The 20,554-nt window shown below is 69.6% G+C and carries 22 protein-coding genes; 7 read left to right on the top strand and 15 right to left on the bottom strand.

Annotated elements, in window-relative coordinates; all coding sequences use genetic code 11:
* Positions 1-20 precede the first annotated feature (20 nt).
* The 4 genes from C8263_RS10140 to soxR form a co-directional block, all read right to left on the bottom strand.
* Positions 21-311, bottom strand: coding sequence for a DUF1905 domain-containing protein (locus C8263_RS10140; protein ID WP_107138000.1), 291 nt, complete (start codon positions 309-311; stop codon positions 21-23).
* 33 nt (positions 312-344) lie between these two features.
* The gene (locus tag C8263_RS10135) at positions 345-1,985 is read right to left on the bottom strand and encodes a hypothetical protein (RefSeq protein WP_107137999.1); all 1,641 of its coding nucleotides are present in this window, start codon (positions 1,983-1,985) and stop codon (positions 345-347) included.
* An 85-nt stretch (positions 1,986-2,070) separates the two neighbouring features.
* A complete protein-coding gene (locus C8263_RS10130; protein WP_107137998.1) occupies positions 2,071-2,514 on the bottom strand; it encodes a GNAT family N-acetyltransferase in 444 nt (147 codons plus the stop codon).
* A 1-nt stretch (position 2,515) separates the two neighbouring features.
* Positions 2,516-2,944, bottom strand: a complete 429-nt coding sequence (gene soxR, locus C8263_RS10125; protein WP_107137997.1) for a redox-sensitive transcriptional activator SoxR — start codon at positions 2,942-2,944, stop codon at positions 2,516-2,518.
* A gap of 48 nt (positions 2,945-2,992) precedes the next feature.
* Here soxR and C8263_RS10120 point away from each other — a divergent pair, with 48 nt between their 5' ends.
* Together C8263_RS10120 and C8263_RS10115 are read left to right on the top strand one after the other, a co-directional pair.
* Complete coding sequence (locus tag C8263_RS10120) at positions 2,993-3,964, top strand: arylamine N-acetyltransferase family protein (protein WP_107137996.1); 972 nt, start codon at positions 2,993-2,995, stop codon at positions 3,962-3,964.
* A 157-nt stretch (positions 3,965-4,121) separates the two neighbouring features.
* Complete coding sequence (locus C8263_RS10115) at positions 4,122-4,646, top strand: hypothetical protein (RefSeq protein ID WP_107137995.1); 525 nt, start codon at positions 4,122-4,124, stop codon at positions 4,644-4,646.
* 114 nt (positions 4,647-4,760) lie between these two features.
* Here C8263_RS10115 and C8263_RS10110 read toward each other — a convergent pair whose 3' ends face one another.
* From C8263_RS10110 to C8263_RS10100, 3 genes are read right to left on the bottom strand one after another with little or no spacing between them, the layout of a single operon-like run.
* Entirely contained in the window at positions 4,761-5,513 is a 753-nt protein-coding gene (locus tag C8263_RS10110; protein ID WP_107137994.1) for an SDR family oxidoreductase, read from the bottom strand.
* On the bottom strand, positions 5,510-5,869 hold the full coding sequence (locus tag C8263_RS10105) for a DUF6463 family protein (RefSeq protein WP_107137993.1): 360 nt from the start codon (positions 5,867-5,869) through the stop codon (positions 5,510-5,512). Before C8263_RS10105 ends, C8263_RS10110 begins: the two co-directional genes overlap by 4 nt.
* Before the next feature lie 18 nt (positions 5,870-5,887).
* Complete coding sequence (locus C8263_RS10100; protein WP_107137992.1) at positions 5,888-6,445, bottom strand: TetR/AcrR family transcriptional regulator; 558 nt, start codon at positions 6,443-6,445, stop codon at positions 5,888-5,890.
* Between the two features lie 115 nt (positions 6,446-6,560).
* On the opposite strand from C8263_RS10100, the gene C8263_RS10095 reads away from it, so the two are divergent.
* A complete protein-coding gene (locus tag C8263_RS10095) occupies positions 6,561-8,012 on the top strand; it encodes a sigma 54-interacting transcriptional regulator (RefSeq protein ID WP_107137991.1) in 1,452 nt (483 codons plus the stop codon).
* A gap of 352 nt (positions 8,013-8,364) precedes the next feature.
* Here C8263_RS10095 and C8263_RS10090 read toward each other — a convergent pair whose 3' ends face one another.
* Entirely contained in the window at positions 8,365-8,868 is a 504-nt protein-coding gene (locus C8263_RS10090; RefSeq protein WP_233218754.1) for a hypothetical protein, read from the bottom strand.
* A 108-nt stretch (positions 8,869-8,976) separates the two neighbouring features.
* On the opposite strand from C8263_RS10090, the gene C8263_RS10085 reads away from it, so the two are divergent.
* Together C8263_RS10085 and C8263_RS10080 are read left to right on the top strand one after the other, a co-directional pair.
* Positions 8,977-9,645, top strand: a complete 669-nt coding sequence (locus tag C8263_RS10085; protein WP_146160647.1) for a hypothetical protein — start codon at positions 8,977-8,979, stop codon at positions 9,643-9,645.
* A gap of 250 nt (positions 9,646-9,895) precedes the next feature.
* Entirely contained in the window at positions 9,896-10,723 is an 828-nt protein-coding gene (locus tag C8263_RS10080; RefSeq protein ID WP_107137989.1) for a CAP domain-containing protein, read from the top strand.
* A gap of 55 nt (positions 10,724-10,778) precedes the next feature.
* Here C8263_RS10080 and msrB read toward each other — a convergent pair whose 3' ends face one another.
* The 5 genes from msrB to C8263_RS10055 form a co-directional block, all read right to left on the bottom strand.
* A complete protein-coding gene (gene msrB, locus C8263_RS10075; protein WP_107137988.1) occupies positions 10,779-11,231 on the bottom strand; it encodes a peptide-methionine (R)-S-oxide reductase MsrB in 453 nt (150 codons plus the stop codon).
* A 113-nt stretch (positions 11,232-11,344) separates the two neighbouring features.
* Positions 11,345-12,907 (bottom strand): acyl-CoA carboxylase subunit beta, encoded by a 1,563-nt coding sequence (locus tag C8263_RS10070; RefSeq protein ID WP_107137987.1) that lies wholly within the window; start codon positions 12,905-12,907, stop codon positions 11,345-11,347.
* 210 nt (positions 12,908-13,117) lie between these two features.
* Positions 13,118-15,151, bottom strand: coding sequence for a PxKF domain-containing protein (locus tag C8263_RS10065; RefSeq protein ID WP_158263782.1), 2,034 nt, complete (start codon positions 15,149-15,151; stop codon positions 13,118-13,120).
* A 313-nt stretch (positions 15,152-15,464) separates the two neighbouring features.
* A complete protein-coding gene (xpt, locus tag C8263_RS10060; RefSeq protein ID WP_107137985.1) occupies positions 15,465-16,043 on the bottom strand; it encodes a xanthine phosphoribosyltransferase in 579 nt (192 codons plus the stop codon).
* Between the two features lie 58 nt (positions 16,044-16,101).
* Complete coding sequence (locus C8263_RS10055) at positions 16,102-16,947, bottom strand: glycoside hydrolase family 16 protein (RefSeq protein WP_158263781.1); 846 nt, start codon at positions 16,945-16,947, stop codon at positions 16,102-16,104.
* Between the two features lie 159 nt (positions 16,948-17,106).
* On the opposite strand from C8263_RS10055, the gene C8263_RS10050 reads away from it, so the two are divergent.
* Both C8263_RS10050 and C8263_RS10045 read left to right on the top strand, forming a co-directional pair.
* Positions 17,107-18,045, top strand: a complete 939-nt coding sequence (locus C8263_RS10050) for a phosphotransferase family protein (protein ID WP_158263780.1) — start codon at positions 17,107-17,109, stop codon at positions 18,043-18,045.
* A gap of 52 nt (positions 18,046-18,097) precedes the next feature.
* Entirely contained in the window at positions 18,098-18,607 is a 510-nt protein-coding gene (locus C8263_RS10045) for a hypothetical protein (protein WP_146160644.1), read from the top strand.
* A gap of 3 nt (positions 18,608-18,610) precedes the next feature.
* Here the strand turns inward: C8263_RS10045 and C8263_RS10040 are convergent, their stop codons facing one another.
* A complete protein-coding gene (locus C8263_RS10040) occupies positions 18,611-19,549 on the bottom strand; it encodes a DUF8754 domain-containing protein (protein WP_199188373.1) in 939 nt (312 codons plus the stop codon).
* Positions 19,546-20,544, bottom strand: coding sequence for a Gfo/Idh/MocA family protein (locus C8263_RS10035; protein ID WP_107137981.1), 999 nt, complete (start codon positions 20,542-20,544; stop codon positions 19,546-19,548). The genes C8263_RS10040 and C8263_RS10035 overlap by 4 nt, the downstream gene beginning before the upstream one ends.
* Positions 20,545-20,554: the final 10 nt, after the last annotated feature.

Genomic DNA, 20,554 nt, shown 5'->3' with positions numbered 1-20,554 from the left:
GGTTTTGCTGTGGCGTACGGTTACCCAACTTGAAGCTGTAGGGTCACCGTATCGCCGTCTTCCAGCCCTTCCGCGCGGCGCACCTTCGCCTTGACCGGCACCAGATAGCCGCCGTCTTTGGGAAAAAGCGACGTCTTGAAGGTGGTCCCGCCGATCTGCACCTGGGCTGGAATCATGCCCCAGCCGTAGGTCACCAGCTGCGAGAGATCTCGAATGGCCGCTACTTCAGCCTCGGGCACCGCCACGAAGTAGTGGGGCGCGGGGCCCGCCCAGTGAAACAGCGGGCCGCTGAACTGCAGCTCAAGGGTCACCCCCTCAGCCTAACGGCCCGGGCCCTTAAGGGGTCACATGGAGAAACAGGACGGTGTGGCCCACAAGTTGTCCCCCTGACTGAAGGTCAGCCTCATGCCGTCCTGGTACGCGGCCATGCCCGCCGCAGCCGAGAAGGTCAGCGTGGTGGACAGGGCCTGGGCGCCTATTGCCTGCGCCGTCAGGGCGGGGAACGTGAGGGTGCCGGGCGTGACGGTGATGCCGGGCACGTCCGTCGCTACCGTGACCGGGCCGCTCAGCGGGCCCTTTTGCAGGAGCTCAAAGGGCACGGCCACCGCTCCCCCGGCCCGGACCGTTACATCGGCCCCCCAGGCTGGCGTTTTGACCTGCACGACTGGACCCTGCTGGGCCAGGCGCAGGCGCGTGCGGGTGCCCGCAGGCAGTGAGCGGGTGGACCGCAGGATGGTCGCGCCGGCACTCGCCGTGCGCTCGGTGATCAGGTTCCAGCCCCGCTGCAGGCTCAGATCGTAGCTGTAGGAGACCTCGGGGAAGCCCGCGCAGGTCGCGGCGCCCTTCAGCCGCAGGGGCGCGTCGGCGTACAGGCGCCGGACCGCGCTGCCATCGGGCGCCAGTTCGCGCAGGGGGGCCAGCGTGTCGCCCTGCGCGGTCTGGAACGCCAGCTGCGCGGTGGCCACGTTGACATTCCCCGCGCTCTGCTCGCCTTGCACGGTGCAGTCCGGGCCCAGTAGGGGTTCCAGCTGCCCCGGGCCCTGCAGCGGCAGGTGAACCTGCCCGCCCGCCGACACCGGCGCCGAGGCGCGCGTGACCCAATCGCCCACCTGAGGGTCCAGGTACTGCTCGCTCAGCCCAAACGCGCCCCCGGCGGTCCAGCTGGACACCGCGCCGCTCACCACAGCAGGGTCGGCTGGCCGGCCCACCTCGGACGCGGTGCTGTCCTGAGCGGCAGTGAACATCAGGCTGAAACTGAAGGGCTGCCCCCGGGGATTGCTGCGGTCAATCGGCAGGTCCACGGCAAAGGTGACCGGCACGGTGGCGCCGGGGGCCAGGGTCTCGGCGGCCAGCCAGCCCTGGTTCTGCACGGTCATGCTCAGGCCCGCCGGGGGCGCGGCGTTCAGGTCGGTCACGTTCAGCAGGCGGATGAAGGGGGTGGCGGCCGGGTTTTCGCTGCTCTCGCCGGTGCGCACGTCCACCTGCTGCCCCTGCACCGGGCGAATGGCCGCTGCCTGCGCCGAGGCGTCGCTGCCATCGAACAGGCGCACGCCCCGGAAGGGGGTGCCCGCCACGGTGGGGGCCGTGGCGTTGTTGCCCGGGTCGCCGTCCGTGTCGGTCAGCACCACCGGCAGCAGGGTGAGGTGCTGCAGGCTGGTCCCACTGACGTTGGTGGCGGCGAAAGTGGTGCTGATGTGCCGCACATCAGCCCCCTCTCTGGTCGTGGTAAAGGTCTGGGTGGTGAGGGCCTGCGCGCCCAGGCGCAGGGGATCACCAGCCGTGCTCAGGCCCTGGGCGCGCAGCCCGGCGCCGTCCACGCGGCGCAGGCTGGCCTGCCCCACGCCCTGCGGGCTGACCTGCACCTGCAATTCGTAAAGGCCGGGCGTGCCGGACGGAACTGGGGCCGTGGGAGCGGCGGGCAGCGGGGTGGGGGCGCAGGCGGGCAGCAGGGCCAGCAGGCCCGCCAGAAACCAGACTTTGTTCATGGGCCGCTCCTTGAGACAAGTGGGGGGCAGGGCAGACTGGCGCCACCCTAGCGCAGGCGGCGGCGCCGCGCGGCCCCACTTGCGCCTATTCGCCCGGTGGGGGGCCGCCCAGCACCAGCGTCAGCTCGCGGCCACTGTGGGTAAAGCCCAGCGCCTGGTACAGGCCCCGCGCCATATCGGTGGTGCCCAGGCTCAGGCGCGTGATGCCCCGGGCCTGGGCCGCGTTCAGGCACGCCTGCACCAGCGCGCGGGCGTGGCCCTGGCGGCGCCGGTCCGGGTGGGTCCAGACATTGACCAGCCGCGCCCGCCACGGCTGGGGGTCATGGCGGCTGGGGCCCCACTCCAGCAGGGTCAGGCCCGCGCCGGCCACCACCACGCCAGCCTCTTCCCGCACAAAGCCCAGATACAGGCCCCGCGCCAGGGCCCCGGCCACCCACGCGGCGTAGGGGGCGCGTTCCCCAGCGTCGGCCTCGTCGGGGTACCGGTGGGCGGCAATCACCGGGGCATCTGCCGGCACGGCGGGGCGCACTTCAGCCCAGCCCGGTGCGCCCCGGGTGACGCTGCCCGAAGCGGTCGTCCGGGTTGTGCAGGGCGCAGCGCTCCAGCGACAGGCAGCCGCAGGCAATGCAGCCGCTCAGGTCGTCGCGCAGGCGCGTCAGCAGGGCAATGCGCGCGTTCAGTTCGGCCTGCCAGCCGGCTGCCAGGGCCGCCCAGTCGGCGGCGGTGGGCACGCGCCCGCCGGGCAAGGTTTCCAGCGCCGCGCGAATCTGGGCCAGCGGCACCCCCACCCGCGCCGCCGCGCGGATAAAGGCCAGTCGGCGCAGGGTGTCGCGCCCGTAGCGCCGCTGGCCGCCGCCTGTGCGGGTGCTGGTGATCAGCCCCTCGCGCTCGTAATGGTGCAGGGCGCTGATGGCGAGGCCACTGCGGGCCGAGAGTTCAGCGGGCGTCAGGCGTGTCATGGGCTCACCTCTTGACCTCAAGTGTACTTGAGGTTCTAGGGTGAAGGCATGACCCAGCCTGCTCTGTCTGCGGCGCATGCCGCCGCCTATCTTCGGCGCCTGCACCTCTCCGCCCCCGGCCCCCCGACCCTGGAGACGCTCCGCGCCCTGCACCGGGCCCACCTGCTGCAGGTGCCGTTCGAGAACCTTGACATTCACCTGGGTCGTCCCCTGTCCCTGGCGTTGCCGGACCTGTTCGGCAAGGTGGTGGTCCGGCGCCGGGGCGGCTACTGCTACGAACTGAACACCCTGTTTGCCGCGCTGCTGCGGACCCTGGGCTACGAGGTGACCTTGCTGTCGGCGCGCGTGGTGGGCGACGGGGGCAAGCCGGGACCAGCCTTTGACCATCTGGCGCTGCGGGTTACCTCGCCTGCCCTGCCCGGCGCCGTTCTGGCGGATGTGGGCTTTGGCGACGCCTTTCTGGAGCCGCTGGCGCTCTGCTCCGGCGTTCGCCGCCAGGAAGGGGGCAAGGTCGTGGGGCTGGATCGCACAGGAACCGACTGGACCTATCTGGAAGACCGGGGCCGTGGCCCCGAGGCGCAGTATCTGTTCACCGAGGCGGCTTTCCCGCTTCAGGCCTTTGCTGAGCGGCACATCTGGCAACAGACGGCGCCGGACAGTCATTTCCGGCGCCAGCCCCTGTGCACGCGCGCCGCCGCCGAGGGGCGCCTGACCCTGGCCGGGTGCCGACTGATTCAGACGGATTCCGTCCATTTCCGTAACATCCGGGAAAGAGCCGGATGTTCCCCGCCTTCGGCGCTGTCCCAGCCCAATTCCCGGAAATCCGTATTTTTTCCTTCTTCCGCTGGTCGGAAAAATTCCGTAACGTGTTACGGAATTTTTCGGAACCCGTATCAGACCGGCCGCGCGGGCCGCACCGAACAGGTGCTGCGGCCCGCTGCCCGGGAAGCGGTGCTGCGCGACCTGTTCGGGGTGAGCCTGGACCAGTGCCTGCCCGAGCCCGCCGCTTCACCGCCCTGACGCGACCCAGGCGGCCCCTGCCTCAAGTTGCCCTTCTGGCACGCGGGGCTGGAACTGGCGCTGGGAATGGCCCGCACCGTGCGCGCCGTTCAGGCGACGGCCGCGCGGCGGTCAGCGCCCGCGCAACCGGCCGCCGCCTGGGGCCGTATCTCCAGGCATGAGCGAACTGCACGGCCGCATTGGGGGCGTTTCTACGGGATACGATCTGCACGCCACCTGGGATGGCCAGCAGCTCAGCGGCCGCATCGGCGGGCGCTTTGAGGGCAAGGACATCCGGCTGAGCCTGCAGGCCGGCGCCGTGACGGGCCGCATTGGGGGCGACTTTGTGGGCTTCGGCGCCACTGGCGAGGCCAGCCCCCAGCAGGTGACGGTGCGGCTGGGCGGGCGCGTGAATGGCGACGACGTGCGGCTGGGCGGGCGCGTGAATGGCGACGACGTGCGGCTGGACATCCGTGAGGGCCAGGTGCAGGGGCGTTTCTCGGGGCAGGTGCACGGCAAGGACGTCCACCTGAGCAGCGAGGGCGCGCGGCTGGTGGGCCGGATTGGCGGCCGGTTTGAGGGCAAGGACGTGCAGCTGGACGCCCCCGGGGTGCCCCTGGAACTCGCCGCCCTGGCCGCAGTGTGCGCCTACAAGGCATTAGAAGACCAGCAGGCCAGTGCAGACGCAGACGGCTCCTCCTGATCACAGCGGTGGGCACCGCCGGCCGCCCGCCGTTCTCGTGCCGGCCGGAAGAGGACCCGCCCCCGCCCTGGGGGCCAGCTTTGACCGAACGGACAACTCTGCACGGCGTTCCCCCTACGGGGCCGTGTGCGCCCACTCGGCCCAGGACGGGCCAGCCACCTGCGCGCCCTGCGGCACCGCCGCCCCACCGCGCCACGCCCGGAACAGGGGCACCGGCAGCGGGAGGCTCAGCACCCGTTGCAGGCCCCGGGCGCGCGCCAGTTCTGGAAAGGTCAGGGCCTGGGGCCCACACAGCTCGGGCACCCGGCCCGCAGGCGCGCCCAGACCCAGGGCGCACAGGCGCTGCGCGGCGCTGCGGGCAGCCAGCGGCTGCAGGGTCACGCCTGCCGGCACCAGCGTGACCGGCCCCGGCAGGGTCAGGCGGCGCAGCAGCTCATCGGCAAATTCGTGGAACTGTGTGGTGCGCAGAATCGTGAAGGGCACCCCGCTGCCTTCCACCAGCCGCTCGGCCGCCCACTTGTCGCGGTAGTAGGGCGCGCCCTGCAAGCCTTCCAGGCCCGCAATGCTCATGTAGACCAGGTGGGCTGCGCCGGCCGCCTGCGCGGCCTGCACCACCCGCCCGGTGAGGGCCACGTCGGTGCCCGCCCTCAGCGGCTGGGTGGCCAGATGCACCAGCACGTCGCCTGGACGCAGCGCGGCCTCCAGGGTGCCGGGCTGCTCCAGATCGCCCTCTACCCAGGTCAGCCCGGACTGGGAGGCGCGGGGGCGGCGGCTCAGGGCCACCACCTCGGCGCCGGCGGCCTGCAGCAGCGGCAGCAGGTGCCGCCCCAGGGTGCCGCTGGCGCCCGTGACCACCACGCGGGTCATGGCGCTCCCCGCAGCGGGCGCGCCCGCAGGCTCAGGGCGGCGGCCAGGGCCACCAGCGGCAGGCCGCTGAGGGGCATTGCCATACTGCCCAGCAGCCCGGTTAGCAGCCAGCCCTGCACAAAGGCGCGGGGCAGCGGTTCGCGCCGGGTCTCGAAGGCGGCGGCCAGCTGGCCCTGGCCGTACAGCAGCGCGCCGTACAGCAGGAACCAGAAGGCCGCCATGCGGTCCCAGTGGGGGTCAATGGCCCCCACCACCCCGGCCTGCAACCAGGCCAGCAGCGGTTCGCGGTACAGCACCACCCCAACGGCCAGATGCAGCAGGGCCAGACCCCGCAGCCAGCGACTTGCTCGTGTCATCTCCATCCTCCTGAGGGCTTAGGGCTCGGGCAAAGGCGCGGCGCGGCCGGGCAGCAACTGGTAGAGCAACGTACTGATCTGGCGGTATTCCTCGCCCTGAATGGGCGGGTGCATCTGGGCGGCGCCCAGGTACACGGCGTAGCCCAGCCGGGCCAGCAGGCGGCCCTGGTGCGGATCGCCCACGATGGCCGTGAACAGCTCGCCCAGGTACTGCAGCCGCCGCTCATCCACCGGCCGCACCAGTTCGCGGGCGCCGGGGTCACGCTCGGCCCACAGCCGCACAGCGCGGTCCTCGGCCGGGTTGCGGCGGCTGATCTGCTCGGTCAGAGCCTGCAGTTGCCCGGCGGGGGGCAGCCGGGGGTCAATGGTGTTCACCACGTCGGCAAAGCCCACATGGTCCAGGTGCGTCAGCAGCGCGGCTTTATAGGCGCTCAGGCTGGCGAAATGGTGGTAAAAGGACCCCTTGGTCAGCCCCATGAAGGTTGAGAGCCCCTCCACGGTCAGGCCGCCCTCGCCCTGGGCGGTCAGCACCCCCAGCCCCGCATCCAGCCAGTCGGTTTTTGAGGTTCGGGCCATGACACCCGAACCGTACCATACCGAATGGTACGGTGGGGGGCGGATTGTCCTGGGCCCCGCTTGCCAGCAAGCCGCACATTCCCGTCCCCGGGCGCGTGGTACGTTTTCGCCCATCATGACGGTCACTGCCAAGGCGAGAACGCTCGGAGAATTGCTTCAGATGCCGGAATACGCCGGACGCACGCCGTTTGACGGCCGGGTAAGGCTGGTGCAGGACGAGGTGCGCAAGAACCTGACGCGCAAGCTGCGCGCGGGCGAGGACCTGTTTCCGGGTGTGGTGGGCTACGACGACACGGTGATTCCGCAGCTGGTCAACGCCCTGCTGGCGAGGCAGAACTTTATTCTGCTGGGCCTGCGCGGTCAGGCCAAGAGCCGCATTCTGCGCGCCATCACCGATCTGCTGGACCCCGAAGTGCCGGTGATCGCCGGGGCCGACATGCCCGATGATCCCCTGAACCCGGTGGGCGCCGAGGGCCGGCACCTGCTGGAAGCCCACGGCCTGGACCTGCCCATTCGCTGGCTGCCGCGCGCCGAGCGCTACGTGGAGAAACTGGCCACTCCTGACGTGACGGTGGCCGATCTGGTGGGCGACGTGGACCCCATCAAGGCCGCGCGCCTGGGCACGTCCCTGGGCGACGTGCGCTCCATGCACTTTGGCCTGCTGCCGCGCGCCAACCGGGGCATCTTTGCCGTGAACGAGCTGGCCGACCTCGCGCCCAAGGTGCAGGTGGCGCTGTTCAACATCCTTCAGGAAGGGGACGTGCAGATCAAGGGCTACCCCATTCGCCTGGAACTGGACGTGATGCTGGTCTTTTCGGCCAACCCCGAGGACTACACGGCGCGCGGCAAGATTGTCACGCCACTCAAGGACCGCATTGGCAGCGAAATCCGCACCCATTACCCCACGGACATTGGGCTGGGCATGGCCATCACCGAGCAGGAAGCGGTGCGGGCCCCCTCGATCACGGTGCCGCCGTTCATGGCCGAACTGATTGAAGAAATTGCCTTTCAGGCGCGCGAGGACGGCCGCGTGGACAAACTGAGCGGAGTCTCGCAGCGCCTGCCCATTTCCCTGATGGAAGTGGCCGCCGCCAACGCCGAGCGCCGCAGCCTGACGGGCGAGGGCGCTCCGGTGGTGCGCGTGAGCGACGTATACGCCGGCCTGCCTGCCATTACCGGCAAGATGGAACTGGAATACGAGGGTGAACTCAAGGGCGCCGACAACGTGGCCCGCGACGTGATTCGCAAGGCCGCCGGGGCCGTGTACGCCCGCCACTACGGCAGCGCCAACACCCGCGAGCTGGAAAAGTGGTTTGAGAACGGCAACGTGTTCCGCTTTCCGCAGGGGGGTGACGTGGGGGCCGCCCTGAAGGCCGCCCAGGAGGTACCGGGGCTGCCGGACCTCGCCGCCGAGGTGGCCGCCAGCGCCGACGACGCGGTGCGCGTGAGCGCCGCCGAATTCGTGCTCGAAGGGTTGTACGGCCGCAAGAAACTCTCGCGCGCCGAGGAACTGTACGCCGCCCCCGAACCCGAAACCCGCCAGCAGCGCGGCGGCCGCTGGAACTGAGCCGGGCATAAAACAGGCCCCCTGTCGTGGTGACGGGGGGCTTTGTGGTTAGCGGGGTGTGGGGTGCGGTTCAAGAGCTACGGCCACAGCTTCCTGGTGTCAAGCCCACCCTGAGCCTCCACCCCCGTCACCCCTCCTTTCCCGCGCACCGCCTCCTATTCCCCGCCTCCCTTATATGGCTTCCGAAAAATTCCGTAACACATTACGGAATTTTTTCGACCGGAGGGACTCGAAGAGCTGCGGAGCAGAGAAGGAACACATGCGGATTTCCGGGAATTGGGCTGGAGCAGCGCCGAAGGCGGGGAACATCCCCCTTCTTCCCGGATGGTACGGAAATGGACGGCCGTCCGTATTACTCCCCTTCCAGCTTCCGGTACACCGCCCCCGCCACCAGCCCACCCAGCGTGTACCACGCGGCGGTCAGCAGCAGCGTCTGCGGGCGCTCGTGGGGCTGGTGGCCCAGGCCCAGGCGGGGGGGCAGCGCGGCGCCGCCCACACCAGCGGCCACGCCCAGAGCCGTGCCCAGCGCAGGTGCGCGGGCCGCGCCGCCCAGCCCAGCCAGAGCGTAATAGACCGTGTTGGACGCCAGGTCAGCAGCCAGGGTGGTGGCGTACAGCGCCCGGCCGCGCGGCGGCTCCTGACCCAGGGCCAGCAACCCGGCGCTCAGGGCCCGCTCGCCAATGACCTCCATGCGCGGGGCGTGGGGCAGCACGCGGCGCACCCCCTCGTTCAGCAGATTCACGGTCACGGCCCCAGCCAGCCCGGCCAGGGTCAGCGCGGCCCAGCGGGGCAGGCGGGGCGGCGCGGCCTCGGGTGGGGTAGCGGGCAGGGCCGGCAGATTGGGGTGGTCGTTCATGGAACCTCCTGTGAGGCCATGGCAGCACGGCGCGGCGTGGCAAAGATGTGCCCTGGCCCCTGGGGCCGCTTAAGAATGGCCGCCCGGCCGCCCCGTACCCTGAAGCCCATGCTGCCCCCGGCCCTGGCCCAGTTGCTGACGTACCACGCGCCGCTGTCCACCCTGCAGCGCGAGCAGGACGGCGCGGTGACGCTGCTCACGCCCGGCGTGAATGTGCTGGCCCTCAACGCCACCTACCTGCCGGCCGACCCCGGCCCGGCCGCCCTGCGGGCAACTGCGCAGTGGCACGCAGCCCATGAGCTGCCAGCCCTGGTGGCCTCGGCCGCGCCCCTGGCGGGTGCCCAAGTGGTGGCGACCCTGCGGGTGGGGCCCTGGAGCCCCCAGCCTCTGCCACCAACCGGCCCTGAGGCCGCTGAAGTGGTGGTGGAACAGATTTCACGCCTGCATCTGGGGCTCTGGGCGCAGGCACTGGCCGGGAGCCGGGGCACGCCGGGCTGGGGCCCCCCACTGGCCCGGCAGCTGGGGGCCCGGCTGGAAGGAACGCGCGGCTTCCTGCCCCTGCTGGCCTACCGGCAGGAGGAGGCGGTGGGGGCCCTGCTGTGGCAGGCCCAGGGCCGGGGCGGCGCCGCGCTGCTGTGGGGGGCCGCAGAGCCGGCTGTGGCGGCGGCGCTGCTGAACACCGCCGCCGCGCTGGGCGAACCTCTACTGACCGCCTGGACCCCCGAGGACTTTGAGGCCCCGGGCGAGGCCGTGTTTTTCAGCCTGCTGCCGTCGTGACTGGGGCAGGGGCTCTCCGGAGAAACTGAGGTCTGGGCTGCAGGTCTCTTGAACCCACGCTCAAATCGGCCAGCGCTGTGAGATTCTTCTCACCACAGGCCCGCATGATGTGCCTTCCATGAGAAACACCACCTGTGAGAATTCTGGCAAAACATGGGCATTTTTGCGCTCAGTCAGCTCGGCGGATGGCATGAGACATGAGAGCCTTCACCTCATGTTTATGGAGGCTTGAAGCGGTTCTAATACAGGCATGCGCTTTGCCCTGCCGCGTTCTGCCAGCCTGGTGCTGCTCGCCCTGACCCTCGCTGCCTGCGGCGCAGGCCCCAGCGCCCCCGGGGCGGAAGGTCAGACCCCAGGAGGCCACAGCGGCAACGTGGCCGACACCTTGGCCGCGCAGGCGGTGGCCACCCCCATTGCCCTGACGCCCGGTCAGACGCTGCAACTGCGCGTGACGGTGAACGGGCAACCCGCGCAGCCCGGCCAGCTGACCTGGACCAGCAGCAACGCCGCCGTGGTGACGGTGAACCAGAGCGGCCTGGTCACCGCCACCGGCGCCGGCAGCGCCACCGTGCGGGCCGCGCTGAGCAGCCGGCCTTCGGCCTTTCTGGACTTTCCGGTAACGGTGGGCGCGGCGGCCCCGGCGCCCACCCCCACTCCACCCGCGGCGGGCTTCGCCCAGCGGGTGCTGGACCTGACCAACGCCGCGCGTGCGGCGGGCGCCACCTGTGGCAGCGCCGCCTACGCCCCGGTGCCGGCCCTGAGCCTGAACCCCCAGCTGACCCAGGCGGCCCAGGGCCACGCCGCCGACATGGCCGCCCAGAATTACTTCAGCCACACGGGCAAGGACGGGCGCACCTTCGCGCAGCGCGTGACGGCCGCCGGCTACACGTGGCGCGCGGTGGCCGAGAACATCGCCGCCGGGCAGAGCACCCCGGAACAGGTGGTGACCGGCTGGCTGAAAAGCGAAGGCCACTGCAAGAACATCATGAGCGCCAGCTACCGCGAACTGGGCGTGGGCTACGCGCAGGGCGGCAGCTATGGCCACTACTGGGTGCAGGATTTCGGCAGCGCCCGGTAAACCAGGAGCAACCGAAAGGGGGCGGCCCATTCAGCCGCCCCCTTTCGGTTCGTGTTCAGCGCCCGAACAACGGCAGGTATTCGCTGTACCCCTGCACTTCCAACTGAGACACCGGAACAAAGCGCAGCGCCGCCGAGTTGATGCAGTAGCGCAAGCCGCCCTGCGCCTGCGGCCCGTCCGGAAACACGTGGCCCAGGTGCGAGTCTGCGCCCTGAGAGCGCACCTCGGTGCGGGCATAGCCAATCTTGTAGTCCGTGTTCTCGGTCAGGGCCACGCTGGGAATGGGGCGGGTAAAGCTGGGCCAGCCACAGCCCGCGTCGTATTTGTCCAGGCTGGAAAACAGCGGCTCGCCGCTCACCACATCCACGTAAATGCCTTCCTCGGTGTGGTCCCAGTATTCGCCCGTAAAGGCCCGCTCGGTGCCCTCGTGCTGCGTGACCTGATACTGAATGGGATTCAGGCGCTCGCGCAGCTCGGCGTCGCTGGGTTTGGTGTATTTGCCGGTCATAGGCGCAGTCTGGCGCGTCCGCGTGCAGAAACGGTAAGTGGGACGTGGAGAGGGGTTAGTGGAAGCGCCCCCTGCGTTTTTCCCACTTCCCTACGGCCCACTCTCCACGTCCCTCACAGCGGCATATTCCCGTGCTTCTTGTACGGCCTCGCCTCTTCCTTGTCGCGCAGCATCTCGAAGGTCTGAATCAGGATGCGCCTCGTGTCCTCCATCGGAATCACATCGTCAATGTAGCCCTTGCTGGCAGCCACATACGGATTGTCAAAGGCGTCCTTGTACTCGGCAATTTTCTGGGCGCGGGTGGCCTCGGGGTTCTCGCTGCCTGCAATTTCGCGGCGGTAGACGATGTTCGCGGCCCCCTCGGCGCCCATCACGGCCACGGCGGCGGTGGGCCACGCGTACACCACGTCGGCGCCCATATCGCGGCTGTTCATGGCGAGGTACGCCCCGCCGTAACTCTTGCGCGTGATCAGGGTGATCTTGGGCACCGTGGCCTCGGCGTAGGCGTACAGCATCTTGGCGCCGTGGCGGATGATGCCCGCGTGTTCCTGCGCCACGCCGGGCAGGAAGCCGGTCACGTCCACCAGCGTCAGAATGGGGATGTTGTAGCAGTCGCAGGTGCGGATAAAGCGCGCGGCCTTGTCAGAAGCGTCAATGTTCAGCGTGCCGGCCATCACGCGCGGGTTGTTCGCCACAATGCCCACCGACTCGCCGTTCAGGCGCGCGAAGCCCACGATGATGTTCCTGGCCCAGCCGGGCTGGATTTCCAGAAAGGTGCCGTCGTCCACGAGTTCGTGAATCACGTCGTGCATGGGGTAGGGCTTGCGCTGGTCCGGCAGCACGATGTCCAGCAGCTTCTCTGTGGTGCGGGTGGCCGGGTCGCGGCTGGGGAGGGCCGGGGCCTTTTCGTGGGCGTTCTGCGGCAGGTAGGACAGCAGGTCGCGCACGCCGCGCAGCACGGCCTCGTCGCCGTCGTACTCCAGGTGCGCCACGCCGCTGCGGCGGGTGTGCACGTCGGCGCCGCCCAGCTGGTCAAAGGTCACGTCCTCACGGGTGACGGACTTGATGACCTCTGGCCCCGTGATGAACATGTAACTGCTGCCCTCGCTCATCAGGATGAAATCGGTCAGGGCCGGCGAGTACACCGCGCCGCCCGCGCAGGGCCCCAGAATGGCGCTGATCTGCGGAATGGCGCCCGAATAGATGGCGTTGCGGTAAAAGATCTCGCCGTAGCCCGACAGGCTGTCCACGCCTTCCTGAATGCGGGCGCCCGCACTGTCGTTCAGGCCAATGACCGGGCAGCCGGTCTTGGCGGCCAGATCCATGATTTTCGTGACCTTCGCGGCGTTCATCTTGCCCAGCGAGCCACCCAGCACGGTGAAATCCTGCGAAAAGACGAAGACCTGCCGCCCGTCAATGGTGCCCCGGCCCGTCACCACGCCCTCACCGGGGGCGTCCACGCCCTGCATCAGTCGCCCACCCCGGTGCTCCACGAAGGTGCCCATTTCCAGAAAGCTGCCGGGGTCCAGCAGCGCCTCTATGCGCTCACGGGCCGTGAGCTTGCCGCCAGCTTTCTGCTTTTTCAGCCGCTCCGGGCCGCCGCCCTGCTCCACCTTGGCGCGGCGCTGCTCCATGGCCGCAATCAGTTCCTGAAGTTCGATGCCCGGCTGTGTCATGCGGGACATGGTATCCAAACGGGCGTTAGGTGAGGCGGGAGGCAGATGGCAGATGGCAGATGGCAGATGGCAGATGGCAGTGAAACTGCCTCATGTGGCCCGGCGCGCCTGTCAAGCCTCTCGTTGTTCCTACAGCCCACAACCAACGACCCATACCTCAAACGCCTGCGCCGCCCCACATGGAGGCGGCGCGGGCGATCAGCAGAGCAATCAGCGCAGGCGGAAGGTGGCCTCTAGGCTGCTGCCGTCCAGCAGAGCCACGCGCACGGTGCGGCAGGTGTCGGCCCAGGCTTTTTCGGTCTTCCACACGTACCCATACTGGCCGTCGTAGTGCAGGCCAGAGCCGCCCGAGGCGCCGGTGGGCACAGCGGGCCCCAGGGCGCCCAGGCTGCTGCACGACACCGGCCACGAGGCGGGCGAGCCGGCGGCCAGGATGTTCAGGCCCCAGTCGCCGCCCAGGCTGAATTTCAGCGGCACGGCGCTGCCCGCCTTGATCACGTTGACCTCGTTCATGCGCACTGGCTGGAAGAAGCCCTGCACGGCGAAGCGCACCTGCACAGTAAAGCTGCTCTGCGCGGCGTTGCCTGCCGCGTCGGTGGCGGTGCAGGTCACCGTGGTGCTGCCCAGCGTAAAGGCGCTGCCACTGGGAGGCGCACACGCCACGACCACACTGGGGTCTACCACATCACTGGCGGTGGGCAGGGGGTAGTTCACGGGGGCACTGAACTGCCCCGGGGCCGGGGTCACGCTCAGGTCAGGGCTGGGGGCCAGGGTGGGGGGCGTGGTATCGGCCACGGTTACGGTAAAGGTGCCGCTGGCGCTCAGGCCGCCGCTGTCCTCCACCGTGCAGGTCACGGTGGTGGTGCCCAGGGCGAAGGTGCTGCCGCTGGCCGGGGTGCAGACCGGGCTCAGCGCACCGTCCTCGGCATCGGTGGCGCTGGCGCTGTAGGGCACGGCGGCCCCGGCAGCCGAGGTGGCTTCGGCGCTCTGGGCGCCCGGCAGGGTCAGCGTGGGCGGCGTGTTAGCCGGCACCTGAATGGTCACGCTGTAGGGCGCCGCCGACACGTTCGAGGCGTCACGCGCCGTAAAGGCCACCACGAAGGAGCTGCCCGCCTCGTCGGCCTCGGGGGTCCAGCTGAAGGTGCAGGTGGTGGCCCCGCCCGAAGCCGCGCAGGCCCCGAAGGTGGCGTGGGGGGGCAGCCCCAGGTGATTGACCGTCACCGGGGTGCCGTCGGGGTCGGTGGCCTGCACCTGGAAGCTCAGGGGCGTGCCTGCATTCAGGGTGAACACCTGCCCGTTACCCGGGAAGGGCGGACTGGTGGTAAAGGCCGGCGGATTGCCGGTGACCAGCCGGATCAGGAAGTCCACCGGGGTGGTGGCCACCAGGGGCCCAGAGGCTGAACCCAGGCGCTCTTCAATGGTCACCTGGGTGGCAAAAACGGTGCCGGCAGGGGCGCCGATGGGCGGCAGGGTGTATACCCCGGCCGGGCTGATACTGCCCGGCATGGGACCGCCGATCCCGGTTTCTGCCGCCACGCTGGGCTGGTTGGACAGCCGGAACACCAGCACGTGGCCGTCCGGGTCGGCCGCCGGCACGCTGAAGGTGCAGACCGTGGCCACCACGCAGTCCACCACGGGCGGCAGGGTGGTCACGGGATTGGTGGTGTTGCCCGCAAAGCTGACCACGCTGCGCACCAGATAAGGATCGCTGGGGCCAGTGTTGGCGCCGTCCAGCCGGCAGCACGCCTGGAACAGGGCGGTGTACGGGCCGGGGCCCGGGTAGGTCTTGGTAAAGCCGTTTTCAATGGTGCTGCCGGTCTGGGTGATGGCACGGGCGTACAGCAGGTCACCGGCCGGGTCCACCGATTCCACGCGGCCCACCATGCGCCCCGGACGGGTGGTGCCGTCCCCGAAGGCAAAGGCGTTGGAGGCGCTGGCGGCCATATCCACGTAGTCGCCGGGCGCGGGCAGACCGCCGGAGCCTGTGCAGGTGGTCACAGCGCCGGCTGGGGTGCGGCAGCGGTCAGTCAGGTAGAAGCCAGCGCGAAAGCCCCCGCGCAGCTCAAAGCGCACGGTGTTGGGCCCAGTGACGGTGTAAGACAGGTTCTGGTAGCGGTCATGCGACTGGGCCGCCAGGGCGGGCGCCGCAACAACAGGCGCCGCAGGTGCAGGTGGGCTGTGCGGCGCGCAGCCGCTCAGGGCGGCCCCACACAGCAGAGCCAGGGCCGTCAGAAGTCGTCTCATGTTCATCCTCCCCAGATGAAGCACGGCAACACAAGTTTGTCTGCACTGGGGGCCGGGGCTCCAGCGGCACATGGCCGCAGGTCCCGGACCATCCGGCAGCAGCGGGGCGGCGCGCACCTTCAAGGCGGCGCACAGCAACGCGGCACAACACGCCCCACCGACGTTCGCCCGGCCCCGGAGCCCTGGGCCACGAACGCCACCACAGATCGATCTTCATGAAGCGTAACACAAAATACGAAGTGAGGTTCTTCACAGAAGCCGTTGAGGGTTCAGGGCCAGAGCGCTGGCCTTTGTCTCCCTGCGCCCGCCTCCCCTACCGGCCCGGCTCCACAGTCAGCTCTCCCCCCTCCATGCGCACAATGTTGGCCAGTGTGTGAAGAGGCACGCCCAGGTCGGCCAGTTTGGCGCGGCCGTGTTCAAACTGCTTTTCCACCACGCAGCCAATCCCCAGTAACTGCGCCCCGCTCTGGGCCAGAAGGGTGCTCAGGGCGCGCAGGGTGCCGCCCGAGGCCAGAAAATCGTCCACCACCACCACACGGTCGGCTGGGCCCAGGAACTCGCTGCTGACAAACAGTTCCACCACGCCGCCCTTGGTGCGGCTGACCGACTGGGCGGTGAAGATGGGTTCTTTCATGGTCACTGGCTTTTTCTTGCGGGCATAAACCATGGGCACGCCCAGGGCCATGGCAGCCGCAATGGCGGGGGCAATGCCGCTGACTTCAATGGTCACGACCTTGCTGGGGCGCAGCGGAGCGAAGTGACGCGCAAAGGCCTCGCCCATCTCGCGCGTCAGGTCTGGCAGCAGCTGGTGGTTGACCAGACCGTCCACCTTCAGAATGCCGCCGGGCAAGATTTCCCCCTGTTGCCGGATCGCCTCTACCAGTGCCTGCATGGGGGCAGTGTAGCGGCCCCGCCCACAGGGACCGGGGCCTGAACAAAGGAAGCGGGGCTCAGCATCGGGGGGTGCCTGCGTTCACGCTGCCGTCGCTGGGCGCGTACTGGAAGCGGCGCACGGTCACTTCTGTCTCCTGGCCGTTTGCGGGGGCCATGCCTCTGAACAGCCACAGGTTCATGTGCACGGGCATCTCAATCTGGGCAATGCGGGGGTTGGTCCAGCCCCCGGTGCTTGGGTTGTAGGTGGCGGGCCACACGAATTCGTTGCAGCCCATGCGGTTGGAGCGCGCGGTGGTGTGCCCGCCGAAGGTTTCATGAATCACGCGGTCGCGCAGGCGGGTGTAGCGGTGGGTGGTGTAGGTGCCCTGCAACTGCAGAGGCAACACGCGCGAGGTCACCGGCTGACCGCGCGCGCTGGGATAGGTGGTGTAATTCAGCGGCTGGGCGCTGGCCTGCCCCCAGCGGGCCAGCTCCACATCAATTTCAAAGAGGCCGTCCGGGTCCTGCCCGGCAGGCACCGTGTCGGGGGTGGGGTACTGAAACAGACCCAGCACCACATTCTGGTCCAGCTGATCCACGCGGCCGATCACCCGCCACTCGTAGGTGCCGTAGCCCAGGCGGCGCCCAGTGCTGACTTCGGCGTTGGTCCACGTGCTCCCGTCGCGGCGGATGGCGAGGTGCAGGTCGCCCGCCGCATCCAGCCAGACATTCCGGGCCGACCAGGTGTTGGGCCCCGGGCCCAGCCCTGAGCCCTCCTTGACGGTCCAGGTGAAACCACTGAAATTCAGCGTGGCGGCCTGCGGCTGCACAACACGGGCCGCCTGCTGCCCAAGGTGAGGCACCTGCGCACCACACGCGGTTAATCCCAGCACCAGTGTCAGTCTTGGCAAAACGGAATTCATGGTGTCCTCCTGACACGTCTACTGAATCACAAGTCAGCTGCGCAATGATGTAAAAATTCCAATTCAGTGATTGAGATTGAAAATTTATATCATTGGTCAACGGCGGGGTCGGCCAGTTGGCGCATGGCGGGGCGGGGGCCGGGCACCAAGAATGCGGGGGTGCGTATCCTGCCCGACCTGTCGCCTGCCGAACAGGCCGCTTTTGCCGGCAAATACGGCCTTCAGGGCCCACTGCGCCGCCTGCCCAGTGTGGGCATGGTGAACCGCGTGTACGAAACAGTGTGGCAGGACCAGCCGGCCGTGCTGCGCGTGCCCCTGCCCGGCGACGACGAGGACACCCTGACCGAGAGCGTGGCCGCACCCGCCGCGTTCCGGGCGGGCATCTGCACCCCAGAACTGCTGATCTTTGACGAGGACCGGGACATTGTGAACGCGCCGGTGACGCTGTATGCCCTGGCGCCGGGGCGCAGCCTGGAGGACCTGGGCTGGCCCCCCGGCGACCCCCGCCTGCGCCGGGCGTGGCAGGAAGCCGGGCGGGAACTGGCCCGGCTGCACCAGGCGGTGGGCCCGGTGGCCGACCCCCTGGGGCGCCTGGAACCTATTCGCCCGCCCGACGTGGCGCGCGTTCAGGCCCAGGTAACGGGGGCCGCGCGATTAGGGGCGGGGGAAGCCGCGTGGGCCGCGGCCCTCACGCAGCGCCTGCTGGCAGACCACCCGCCCCCCACCCACCCCGTCTTCCTGCACAACGACCTGCACGCCGGCAACCTGATGGTGACCGGGGACGGCGCGCTGACCGCCCTGATTGACTGGGGCGACGCGGGCTGGGGCGACCCGGTGCTGGACCTGACGTACGGCGGCCCGCTGGCGGCCCCGGACCTGCGACGCGGCTACGAGGACGAAGCGCCGGGAGCGCTGGGCGAGGGCGCCACCCTGCGTCTGCTGGCCTACCTGCTGCACGACGCGGTGCGCCGCCTGGGCCGCAACCCAAAGGCCCATGAGGCCGACCTGTGGCACAGCCGCCCCGGCACCGCGCTGCTGCACCTGCTGCGCGTGAGCCCGCAGTTTCCAGAGTGGCAGGCGGCGCTGGCCCCCGGCTGAAGGCTGAAGCCCGGCCCACCCGCTGCCCACAGTGCACCCGTACACTGCCCCCATGCGCCGCGTTCTGCCTGTTCTGCTGCTGGCTGCCCTGGTCTCCCCCGCCCACGCCGCTTCCGTGGAGGTGCCGGGCACGGGCGTGCGCTTTACCGTGCCGGCCGGGTTCGTGAAGATGCCGCCGGACATCCTGAAGCTCAAGTATTCGCGCGGCGCGCCGCCCACGGCCGTGTATTCCACCCCGGGGCCGGGCTGGGCCGTGAACATTGCCTTTGCCGTGCGCCGCGCCGAGGTGCCGGGTGACATGGCAGCCCTGAAAGTCCTGCTGGAACGCTCGGTGCAGGGCGCACCCGGGTTCCGCTGGGAGAGCCGGGGCGTCAAGACGCTGGGCCCGCGCGCCTGGGTGGTGCTGCGCTTCTGGGTGCAGGGCGCTGACGCTCCCATCTACAACGATCTGCGCGCCACGCCGGTCAAGGGCGGGCTGCTCATCGTGACCGCCAACGCGGCCAAGTCGCAGTATCCCCGGTATGTCCAGACCCTCAGTGCAGCCCTGGACAGCCTGCGCTGAGGGTCAGCTCAACTCATTGATCTCCGGTTTAAAGCCCACCTGCCGGATGTACTCCAGGTACTGGGGGCCGCTCAGGGCTTCTTGCTGACCGGCCAGGGCCACGAACATGGCCTCCAGCACGTTGGTGGCAAAGTTGCGCTGCCCCATGCGCGGCGTGGTGGTGATCAGGCGCCGCACGCCGCGTGCCTTCATCCACTCGCGGTCGGCGGCGGTGATGGTCTGGGTGAGGATGGTCTTGCCCTGCAGGTTCTGCGGCGCGTAGCGCTTGGCATAGTGGGTATCGCCGGCAATCACATCGGCCCAGGCGTAATACCTGGTGCCCTTGCCGGGCACGCTCTGCTCCTGTTTGGCGCCCGTGGGGTAAAACCAGTCCTGGGGCAGCCGGGTCAGCAGCGGCAGCACCAGCCCCGCCACCCGGCGCAGCGAGCCGATAGACCGCAGCGGCCGGTCCAGATTCAGGCCAAACACGAGGTCCCCGTACACCACGTCGGCGCCGTGCTCCGACAGGGCCTCGGCCATGCCGAAGCGGTCCACGGCCGACACCATCAGCACCTTCTGGGTGCGCCAGCGGAGCAGGCCATCCAGCTGGGCAATGGCGTCGCGCTCCAGGGTGTTTTTCAGGCCGCTGCCGTCCAGCACGGGGGTCTGCCGGGCGTGGGCCACCAGCTTGCGCACGTTGGCAAACACGTACTTTTTGCCGCCCGCAATCACGTACAGGTCTGCTCCGCCCAGCCCGAAGGCGTCCACCCGGCCGTCCAGCGCCTGAAACAGCGCCGCCATTTTGGCCGCGTCGCCGTCGGTGCCGATGCGCTCAATCACGAACGGCTGGCCCAGCACGGTCACGGTCTCGCGGGCGTTGCGGCTGCTGTTGCCCAGGCTGATGCTGACCACGTGCTTGTGCCCGGCGGGGGCGGGCTGCCAGCCCTGGAGTGGATCGGTCATGCGGGGCATTCTACGCGGCGGCCCGTGCGCGCCGAGGCGTACAGGGCGTCCAGCACGCGGGCCTGGGCGGCGGCGTCGGCCGGTGGGTACAGTGCCGGCGCCTGCCCCGCCGCCACCGCCATGAAGTGCCGGACCATATGGGCGTAGCCGTTGCTGGGCCCAAAGGTTTCCTCGCGCACCCCCGCGCCCACCGTCACCCGCAGCGTCTGCGCTTCCTGGGTGTGGCTGTGAAACACGCCGTCCATACTGACGGTGCCGCGCGAACCCACCACCGTCACCCCCTGGGTGCTGGGCTCGGTCCAGTCAAAGGCGCAGTCCAGGCTGACCAGGGCGCCGGGGTAGGTCAGCACCCCGCTCAGGCCCACGTCCACGCCGCTGTCCGGGCCCCCCGCCGTCCAGCGGGCCGCCGCTGTGACGGCCTGCGGCTCACCCAGCAGCAGCCGGGCAAGGTTGACCGGGTACGTGCCCACGTCGTACAGCGCGCCGCCGCCCTGGGCCGCGTGCCAGCGGAAGTCGTGCGGGTTGGCCATATGAAAGCCAAAGGCCGCGCGCACGGCCCGCACCTCGCCCAGCTCCTCCGCCACGATCTGGCGCAGCCGGGCCACCTGCGGCTGAAAACGGTAGGCGAAGGCTTCCAGCAGCACCCGGCCAGCCGTTTCGGCGGCAGCGGCCAGGTCCTGTGCCTGGGCGGCGTTCAGGGTCAGTGGCTTTTCGGTCAGGGCGTGCTTGCCTGCCTGCAGGGCGGCCAGGGTCCAGGGGTGGTGCAGGTCGTTTGGCAGCGGGTTATACACCGCTTCCACCTCCGAACCCAGCACGTCCGCGTAGCCGCCCACCAGCGGCACGTTCCATTCCTGGGCAAAGGCGCGCGCCCGCGCGCTGTGCGGGTCGCGCACCCCCAGCGCCGTGACCTCACCCCCCGCGGCCCGAATGGCCGGAATCAGTGCCTGGGCAATGCGCGCCGCCCCCAGAATGCCCCAGCGAAATGGTGTGGTCATGGGGGGCAGT

Source organism: Deinococcus arcticus (assembly GCF_003028415.1).
Taxonomy (GTDB): Bacteria; Deinococcota; Deinococci; order Deinococcales; family Deinococcaceae; genus Deinococcus; species Deinococcus arcticus.
The sequence above is the reverse complement of the archived record's forward strand: the minus strand, read 5'-3'. Positions and strand labels throughout refer to the sequence as shown.

Excerpts from the sequence above, each read along its gene's own strand:
- soxR (WP_107137997.1), bottom strand. The coding sequence starts at position 2,944 with ATGACACGCCTGACGCCCGCTGAACTCTCGGCCCGCAGTGGCCTCGCC.
- msrB (WP_107137988.1), bottom strand. The coding sequence starts at position 11,231 with ATGACCGGCAAATACACCAAACCCAGCGACGCCGAGCTGCGCGAGCGC.
- C8263_RS10115 (WP_107137995.1), top strand. The coding sequence starts at position 4,122 with ATGAGCGAACTGCACGGCCGCATTGGGGGCGTTTCTACGGGATACGAT.
- C8263_RS10100 (WP_107137992.1), bottom strand. The coding sequence starts at position 6,445 with ATGGCCCGAACCTCAAAAACCGACTGGCTGGATGCGGGGCTGGGGGTG.
- C8263_RS10105 (WP_107137993.1), bottom strand. The coding sequence starts at position 5,869 with ATGACACGAGCAAGTCGCTGGCTGCGGGGTCTGGCCCTGCTGCATCTG.
- C8263_RS10135 (WP_107137999.1), bottom strand. The coding sequence starts at position 1,985 with ATGAACAAAGTCTGGTTTCTGGCGGGCCTGCTGGCCCTGCTGCCCGCC.
- C8263_RS10070 (WP_107137987.1), bottom strand. The coding sequence starts at position 12,907 with ATGACACAGCCGGGCATCGAACTTCAGGAACTGATTGCGGCCATGGAG.
- C8263_RS10085 (WP_146160647.1), top strand. The coding sequence starts at position 8,977 with ATGCTGCCCCCGGCCCTGGCCCAGTTGCTGACGTACCACGCGCCGCTG.
- C8263_RS10120 (WP_107137996.1), top strand. The coding sequence starts at position 2,993 with ATGACCCAGCCTGCTCTGTCTGCGGCGCATGCCGCCGCCTATCTTCGG.
- C8263_RS10035 (WP_107137981.1), bottom strand. The coding sequence starts at position 20,544 with ATGACCACACCATTTCGCTGGGGCATTCTGGGGGCGGCGCGCATTGCC.
- C8263_RS10090 (WP_233218754.1), bottom strand. The coding sequence starts at position 8,868 with ATGAACGACCACCCCAATCTGCCGGCCCTGCCCGCTACCCCACCCGAG.
- C8263_RS10110 (WP_107137994.1), bottom strand. The coding sequence starts at position 5,513 with ATGACCCGCGTGGTGGTCACGGGCGCCAGCGGCACCCTGGGGCGGCAC.
- C8263_RS10040 (WP_199188373.1), bottom strand. The coding sequence starts at position 19,549 with ATGACCGATCCACTCCAGGGCTGGCAGCCCGCCCCCGCCGGGCACAAG.
- C8263_RS10045 (WP_146160644.1), top strand. The coding sequence starts at position 18,098 with ATGCGCCGCGTTCTGCCTGTTCTGCTGCTGGCTGCCCTGGTCTCCCCC.
- xpt (WP_107137985.1), bottom strand. The coding sequence starts at position 16,043 with ATGCAGGCACTGGTAGAGGCGATCCGGCAACAGGGGGAAATCTTGCCC.
- C8263_RS10095 (WP_107137991.1), top strand. The coding sequence starts at position 6,561 with ATGACGGTCACTGCCAAGGCGAGAACGCTCGGAGAATTGCTTCAGATG.
- C8263_RS10080 (WP_107137989.1), top strand. The coding sequence starts at position 9,896 with ATGCGCTTTGCCCTGCCGCGTTCTGCCAGCCTGGTGCTGCTCGCCCTG.
- C8263_RS10065 (WP_158263782.1), bottom strand. The coding sequence starts at position 15,151 with ATGAGACGACTTCTGACGGCCCTGGCTCTGCTGTGTGGGGCCGCCCTG.
- C8263_RS10055 (WP_158263781.1), bottom strand. The coding sequence starts at position 16,947 with ATGAATTCCGTTTTGCCAAGACTGACACTGGTGCTGGGATTAACCGCG.